The following is a 6425-nucleotide window of genomic DNA, read 5'->3' as shown; positions in this document are numbered from 1 at the left end:
TGTTGACATTGCATTTCAATTTATTTTTGAGTGTATTTTTGGCATCCCAAAGTGATTCTCCTTCATGAGACGATTCGCGATCGCCATTTTCAATCAATAGCAATATTCGATATAAATCTAAATTTGATGCAAATCTAAAACGCTATTTCCTGTTGTTGATGGCTGGGATAAGAAGCTTTCAAATCATTAATAAATTGAGCGATCGCATTCACCCCAGTACAAAGCATTCCACTCGCAGCACGATATCCGCGAGAACTCCATCCGCTCCAGCCAAACTTTTCTCCAATCTCCCCAAACTCAGCCACAACAGCATCTGATTCTTGATTGTTACTCATTTGCAGGCGAACAAGTTCTTGTTCTTTTTGAGATAGCACGTTATTTAGGCGATCGACTTCCCGCATTAAAGGCTCGATCGCTTTCTCAATTTCTTTGTTGACAACCCTTGCTGCTTGCTTGTTCAGGGTATTTTCCCAATTATCTGTTCGTGAATTGGAATATTCGAGAGCTTTTTCTAATTCCGCGACTCGTTGTTCGAGTTGTTGATTTCTGGTTTGCAATGCTTGGAGCGATTCTCGTTCCGAGAGGCTTCGCCAACGCACTTCATCCTCTTTCGCTGCAAGTTGTGTGAGTAAATCTTGGTTTTTCTGTGCGATCGCACGAGCATGTTCTTGCGCTGCTTGGATTTCCCGTTTTGCCGCTTGCAGCGCAGCATCACGAATTTCGATAAACCGTCCCTGCTCAGACTCAGCTTTTTCGCGGTTATACTGAGCGATCGCATCTGCAATTTTCTGTTCCACATCAGCTGCGGTAAACAATTCCTGAGAATTAGACTTTCTCACTGGCTGTTGGGCTTCTGGTTGAATTTGATGGGGTTTGAGCAGGTGTTTGACTTCCATTCCCTGGGAAACAGTGTGGTCGAGCAGTACCCAAAAATCTTCCTCTCGCTTGGACATGATTATCCCGCTATGTCCGTTCCATCCTGCATTATCTTCTTTGACAACAATCCGCATTCCTGGGGCTAATTCCGCAGTTGGCAAAGCTGGAGTTTGACTTATTTTTTCGCTTGATGCTTGTTTCTTCTCTCCCTCTTTCGCTCTCTCACTCCCGCTTTCCTGCGTAACCTGTGCTGCTGTTTTCTTACCCGATCGCACTAATTCTTTGACTAAATCGTGGCTGACTTTGGTTAACTGTCGCAGTGCAGAAACGCTCCAGTTCTGTACGTTTTGGCGGATTAAACGCTGCGATCGCGCTGGCAATTTCTCGAACCAAGCATAAATCTCCATCGCAGAGGAGGCGATATAGCGTGATGCACCAAAATCAGGCGAGGCAAGCCATTCAGAAAATACTTTCTTGCCATTGGGGCAAAATGCAAGGCAGTCGAAGTAGAAATCTTGGAGCGATCGCCCTATTTCCAGCAACCCGTCGAAGGTTTGACGAACGAAACCAAAGAAACTGCCGAGGGTTGATTTAGCCTTGGTTTGTAAGTCTGGTTTGGCAAAGCGATCGTAGTCAAATGAATAGGTGACTGGAAGTTCGACACAAGGCATAATAAGGATACCTCCTGTTTACAGTGAGAACCATACCCTCCGGTTTTGATTGGTAGTCGATGCGGGGGGTTTTGGTTTAATAAAATTTAATCTCTTATAATTATACGTTAATTGCGTATTTATTTTTCATCAATAAAATCAGATAAATCGTTTTGTTTAACAAGCTCTCGAATTTGAAGAATTGTATCCTCCTTTTTTAAAGTTATGAGGATGTAATCCGGGCGACTGGAAAAATCTGGTCCCCAACCCTCTACAGTTCGTTCTGATAACCCTGTAGCCTTTGCAAGAAGCCTTACACATAATTTGTAATATCCACGTTCTCCTGGCTGTGGTGATTTAACCCATTTTCGGCAAAATTCAAGCGGTTCCAATTTTAGTTTCCTGAGTTCATCGCCTCCATAATGCACAATTGTCAGGGCTTGTAAAAGACTTATCAATCAATAAATACGTGATTTGCGTGTCTTGTGAACAAGGCGAGCGCCCGTTCCACCAAGAAAGATGCGATCGCTTTCTATTTATTTTAATTTTAATACAAGTTAGGATTAAATGTATACCGATATGAGATATATTTTAAACAATTCAAGATTTATTATATACAAGTTAGAATTGGCTTTATGGAATAAGCAGATGCCAGTACATTAGAGATGTTGAATTAATGTGCCTCAAACTTTGATTAGGTGGAGACTCAAAGAAATTATGGCTAGGTACAGCATTAAGGGTGTTGACCTGGCTCTGAAGTTAGATATTAGTACAAATGCTATGTCTAACTTGAGAAATTCTAAAACGATGCCGCGACTAGATGGGGTGGCATTAGATTTGTTGTGCAATGCCTTAAATGAGTTGGCACAGGATTTGGATAAACCAATTGCACCAGCAGATTTGCTCGATTACTCACCAAGTCAACTTAATTCGGTGGATGCGATCACGGTATTTAGCCTAACCAAACGTCGCCGCAAGAAGAAAGAAAAAGAAGTTGTGACGGGGAAAGTAGGCGATAAGGATATTATCAACGCCTCCTAAATTCATACATGGTGTTGGATGCAAAAGTTTTTTCAAGGGCGCTCCAGGAAAATTTTCCTGGAGCGTTTCCTGTAAGCAACAAGACGAATAAAGATTTTTGCTGTTGATCGCCGCCTTGCCAGGAGTTTTGATTTTACGGCTCACGCCTATAGGTGTGTGAAGCTTGTAAAATCAGGAATTTTTCAAATATGAAAAAGCCACACCAAATAAAAGCCGCACTCGACCAATTTACTGGCTCGACAGTTATCTACAAACACTGGCTTGGCTTGAAATATACTGAAGGGATTAAATATCTGGCAGATGAAACAAACTGCTATTGGCTAATAGATGCAATCTTCTCTCATCAAACAAAACAATTGTTGTCAAATGCCAACCTGCGGGAATTTCAAATTTGGCATTTACGAGTTGAGAATAATTCAGGCATCTTGATTTGCGAGTGGGATACGAATCAAGAAGTATTGCGCCAAGAAATCGAATATACGGATTTTCCACTAAGTCACATCAAGCTGTATTTGGTCGAGGGAACTCTCATCCTCCCTAGCGAATATTAATACTTGGGGGTAATCATGATACAAGCTATTAGCAAAGAGCAAATATTCGTTACTAATCTCGAACAATTTATGGGTAAAGCTGACGAATTTATCAAAATTTACTATTCGGGTGTTAGCGAAGAAAATCATGTTCGAGATATAATCCAGGATTTGCAAAATCTGATGTTGGATACAGATTTACACCAACTCAAAATTGATTATCAATATTGTCGAGAAAGAGCGGATTTATTTGCAGATTGTGATGACAATGCCTGGTTTTGAAAAGGCTAACGCCTAGAGCAAAATGAAGAATTAAGTGAGATTATCATTATGGCTACACGCAAACAACAAACAACTAATATCCAAACCATAGATAACTCGATTTTGGGAGAGTATGCTATTAGCGATTATTCCGAACGTGTATATTCCAAAGTTTACTATTCCATTCGTTCTCTGTGTGGGTTAGTTGCCAAACGCAGCTTGAAAGAAACCTTTAGTTGGGATGAATTCAAAGAACGATTTGCTAACGATTTCGGGAAAGTGGAAGAAAAGCGATTTTCTCTCGACCAATTGCTGGAATATGCTAATCGTAAATTTGGTAAAACCTTGGAAGATTTACTTACCGAACATGATATATCCTGGCAACGCAGACGCGAATATATGGAGCGGAACCAGGTTGATATTCAAACAGAAGTAGTTGCAGAAAGTACCAACTACTAACTCCAAATCAAATCCAATCAAACCTATAAATCCTCTGGCATTATCGATGCTGGAGGATTTTGATTTAAGGCACATTTCCGCTTCAAATAGTGTGCTTTTTATCCGAACCCAAATTTTGACAAAATTATTCATCTACTAGGAATATGCTACGAAATGGTTATGTCGTCTGGGAAGGTGCATCCTTAATTGATGGCTCTCCCATTGTTTTGATATTAACCGGTTTTGTTAACCCTACATCCAACCGCAAAACTGGAAGACAAATTCAATCTTGGATTCTTTCACAAAATTATGTTCCAACATACGCTGCAAAACATGGTTTGGATAATTCGATTTGTGGAAATTGCCCCTTAAAGTTGAGCAAAACTGGTAGTTGCTACGTCAATCTCCTCACACCAAATAATATTTATCGTTCCTATCTTGTGGGTAATTATCCAAAGTTTAGTGAGAGAGAATTAGCACTTTTAGAACACTATCGCTATCCAATTAGATTGGGTTCCTACGGCGACCCGACAGCAGTACCGTTAGAAGTTTGGGAGCCGATTATTTTGGCATCGGGTAAGCATACCGGATACACGCATCGGCATAAAAGTTGCGATCGCCGGTGGCAGAAATATCTCATGGCTTCTGTGGAAACTGAAGCTGATGCAAAACAAGCGCAAAATCTAGGATGGAGAACTTTCCGAATCATCGCTCGCGACTCACCATTGAGCGATAACGAAATACTTTGCCGACACACAGAAGATGACCGAAATAATTGCAGTACATGTCTTTTATGTGATGGGAAATCATCTAAACCGAATATTGCTGACAAAGCTCATGGATTGAATTGGAAAGTATCCAATTTTCTCAAATATCTGGGATCCACATCAAATTCAATTTAGCCAGATAAGGCAGGAATGAAAGTATGTTAAATCGTTTCTGCCTTTATTAGCTTCAAGACAAGAGTTTAAAAAAGCGATCGCGAGCAAAAAAGATGGCAGAAGTTTTGAGTACACCGCAATTTCAAGTATTAACTCATCAATATACTGGAGAAAAAACCGGAAGGATTTATTTTCCTGCTTTATTTTTGGCAGAGTTTCACGTGAATCTTGCCACCGGGGAGTATCCCCGTGGCAAAGTTCACACAAGTGTTACTAAATGGTTACAACAAAAGGAGATTATTTTTAGTGATACGGATGTAAAACAGTATGGGGATGGTTCATTTAGATTATATTTTCGGGTGAGTAATTGTTTGGAAGAGGAATATTTTCGATTAGTAAATATCCTCATGGAGAAAGCTATGAATTGAAGTTCTAGAAATGAGGGTAAATGTCAATGCTGTTAAAATATCATCATTAATTTAGCCGAGCGATACTCCCTCCGGGAGTGGCTTGTCGCCAACGCATACGAAGTGTGTCACGCTTGTAGTACAATAGTTCTGCTCCACATCTATAATTGATTTAAACTTCCCCATTGTCAATCATCTCGGTATAATATTTGCGCCCCGCAACTAAGCGAAAATGTCCAGTTCATACCAAGTCAACCAGCAAGCGAATAACGCCACTCCCAAACAGGAATCGATTACGGGAGTAGTAGAACGTTTGACTTTCCATTCCGAGGAATCTGGTTATACGATCGCACGGTTACAGCGCCCAAGAGTATCAGAATTGACTACAATTGCTGGTAACTTTGCAGGTATTCAACCCGGACAAACGCTGCAATTAAACGGGTTTTGGCGCGAACATCCCAGTTCAATTCGCAATTCGCAATTCGTAATTCGCAATTATTTATTCTTAAGTTTTTTGGTGGAGGCAACAAGTATTTTTCCAATAGTATGTGCTTCCTCTAATAGAGATTCAAACTTTTGTTTTTCTACTAGTTCTGATTCTATTAAAATTTCAAGCCAATACTCTGTTTCTCGCGCTTCTTTCAATGCTATTTCTAACTTACTTAAAAAATCTTTGTCAGATTGGGCAGATTGTGCTTCCCTGACATTAGCCCCCACAGAGGTTCCCGAACGAAGTAATTGTTTGGATAGTGTTCTGAGAACTCCTGGCTGCTCATCCAAAAAAATGCACGCTTTAATTATTCTAATTGCGAAGTTTTTAGTTCTATCTGTAATACTAATATTGTTAGCAAGCATGATGAAATTAAAACATCTTATTGGTTGATTATTATACAATTTTTCTTTCTTTAAAGCTACGGATATTAGATAACTTAAATTGCGAATTGCGAATTACGAATTGCGAATTGTTTGCTATTTCGCCAAGCCCAAACCAGCGCAATTATTCGCAATGCTCACCAAATCAACCTGGGGCATTATCCAAGTATGGAACCGATTTCCGATACTCCCAAATCCGATTGTTTATGGCATGGTGGAGGACAACAACCGGAGCATGGAGTCCAAGCAATTAGTGAGTTGATTGCAGACTTCCTTCCTACGTTGGGTTTTAATCCTGCGATCGATGTACAGGTATTAGCACCGATGACGCGGGGATTGGTGGGAACGCGCAATTTAAACAACGTATTACAGCAATTGATTAATCCTCCAAGTTCCGAGAAAGTCGAAGTGACAAGGGGTGGAGTGATTTTTCGGGTGGGCGATTCCTTCGGAAAGCTTCGCTAACGC

9 protein-coding genes and 1 pseudogene are annotated in these 6425 nt (G+C 40.4%); 7 read left to right on the top strand and 3 right to left on the bottom strand.

Annotated elements, in window-relative coordinates; translation table 11 throughout:
- Positions 1-134: 134 nt before the first annotated feature.
- Together VB733_RS27150 and VB733_RS27145 are read right to left on the bottom strand one after the other, a co-directional pair.
- Entirely contained in the window at positions 135-1547 is a 1413-nt protein-coding gene (locus tag VB733_RS27150) for a hypothetical protein (protein ID WP_323343157.1), read from the bottom strand.
- A gap of 119 nt (positions 1548-1666) precedes the next feature.
- Positions 1667-1918 carry a hypothetical protein gene (locus VB733_RS27145; RefSeq protein WP_323343156.1) on the bottom strand — a complete coding sequence of 84 codons (252 nt, stop codon included), beginning with the start codon at positions 1916-1918 and terminating at the stop codon, positions 1667-1669.
- A gap of 286 nt (positions 1919-2204) precedes the next feature.
- On the opposite strand from VB733_RS27145, the gene VB733_RS27140 reads away from it, so the two are divergent.
- The 6 genes from VB733_RS27140 (at position 2205) to VB733_RS27115 (ending at position 5105) form a co-directional block, all read left to right on the top strand.
- On the top strand, positions 2205-2567 hold the full coding sequence (locus VB733_RS27140; protein ID WP_323343155.1) for a helix-turn-helix transcriptional regulator: 363 nt from the start codon (positions 2205-2207) through the stop codon (positions 2565-2567).
- Positions 2568-2755: 188 nt separating this feature from the next.
- Positions 2756-3118, top strand: coding sequence for a DUF6876 family protein (locus tag VB733_RS27135; protein WP_323343154.1), 363 nt, complete (start codon positions 2756-2758; stop codon positions 3116-3118).
- Between the two features lie 15 nt (positions 3119-3133).
- The gene (locus tag VB733_RS27130; RefSeq protein ID WP_323343153.1) at positions 3134-3379 is read left to right on the top strand and encodes a Pb-reticulocyte-binding protein; all 246 of its coding nucleotides are present in this window, start codon (positions 3134-3136) and stop codon (positions 3377-3379) included.
- Positions 3380-3427: 48 nt separating this feature from the next.
- Positions 3428-3817, top strand: coding sequence for a hypothetical protein (locus VB733_RS27125; RefSeq protein ID WP_323343152.1), 390 nt, complete (start codon positions 3428-3430; stop codon positions 3815-3817).
- Positions 3818-3960: 143 nt separating this feature from the next.
- Positions 3961-4698: a hypothetical protein gene (locus VB733_RS27120; protein ID WP_323343151.1), complete on the top strand. Its 738-nt coding sequence runs from the start codon at positions 3961-3963 to the stop codon at positions 4696-4698.
- 92 nt (positions 4699-4790) lie between these two features.
- On the top strand, positions 4791-5105 hold the full coding sequence (locus VB733_RS27115) for a hypothetical protein (protein ID WP_323343150.1): 315 nt from the start codon (positions 4791-4793) through the stop codon (positions 5103-5105).
- Between the two features lie 474 nt (positions 5106-5579).
- Here VB733_RS27115 and VB733_RS27105 read toward each other — a convergent pair whose 3' ends face one another.
- Positions 5580-5939 carry a four helix bundle protein gene (locus tag VB733_RS27105; RefSeq protein WP_323343158.1) on the bottom strand — a complete coding sequence of 120 codons (360 nt, stop codon included), beginning with the start codon at positions 5937-5939 and terminating at the stop codon, positions 5580-5582.
- A gap of 114 nt (positions 5940-6053) precedes the next feature.
- Between VB733_RS27105 and VB733_RS27100 the strand changes: the two are divergent.
- A pseudogene (locus VB733_RS27100) lies at positions 6054-6401 on the top strand (ATP-dependent RecD-like DNA helicase); the annotation flags it as partial.
- Positions 6402-6425 lie beyond the last annotated feature (24 nt).

The sequence above is a fragment of the Calothrix sp. UHCC 0171 genome (genome assembly GCF_034931845.1).
Lineage (GTDB): Bacteria > Cyanobacteriota > Cyanobacteriia > Cyanobacteriales > Nostocaceae > Brunnivagina.
The sequence above is the reverse complement of the archived record's forward strand: the minus strand, read 5'-3'. Positions and strand labels throughout refer to the sequence as shown.

What these genes read in the sequence shown, in the direction of transcription:
- VB733_RS27105 (WP_323343158.1), bottom strand. Translation starts at nt 5,939, where the DNA reads ATGCTTGCTAACAATATTAGTATTACAGATAGAACTAAAAACTTCGCA.
- VB733_RS27130 (WP_323343153.1), top strand. Translation starts at nt 3,134, where the DNA reads ATGATACAAGCTATTAGCAAAGAGCAAATATTCGTTACTAATCTCGAA.
- VB733_RS27115 (WP_323343150.1), top strand. Translation starts at nt 4,791, where the DNA reads ATGGCAGAAGTTTTGAGTACACCGCAATTTCAAGTATTAACTCATCAA.
- VB733_RS27135 (WP_323343154.1), top strand. Translation starts at nt 2,756, where the DNA reads ATGAAAAAGCCACACCAAATAAAAGCCGCACTCGACCAATTTACTGGC.
- VB733_RS27125 (WP_323343152.1), top strand. Translation starts at nt 3,428, where the DNA reads ATGGCTACACGCAAACAACAAACAACTAATATCCAAACCATAGATAAC.
- VB733_RS27120 (WP_323343151.1), top strand. Translation starts at nt 3,961, where the DNA reads ATGCTACGAAATGGTTATGTCGTCTGGGAAGGTGCATCCTTAATTGAT.
- VB733_RS27150 (WP_323343157.1), bottom strand. Translation starts at nt 1,547, where the DNA reads ATGCCTTGTGTCGAACTTCCAGTCACCTATTCATTTGACTACGATCGC.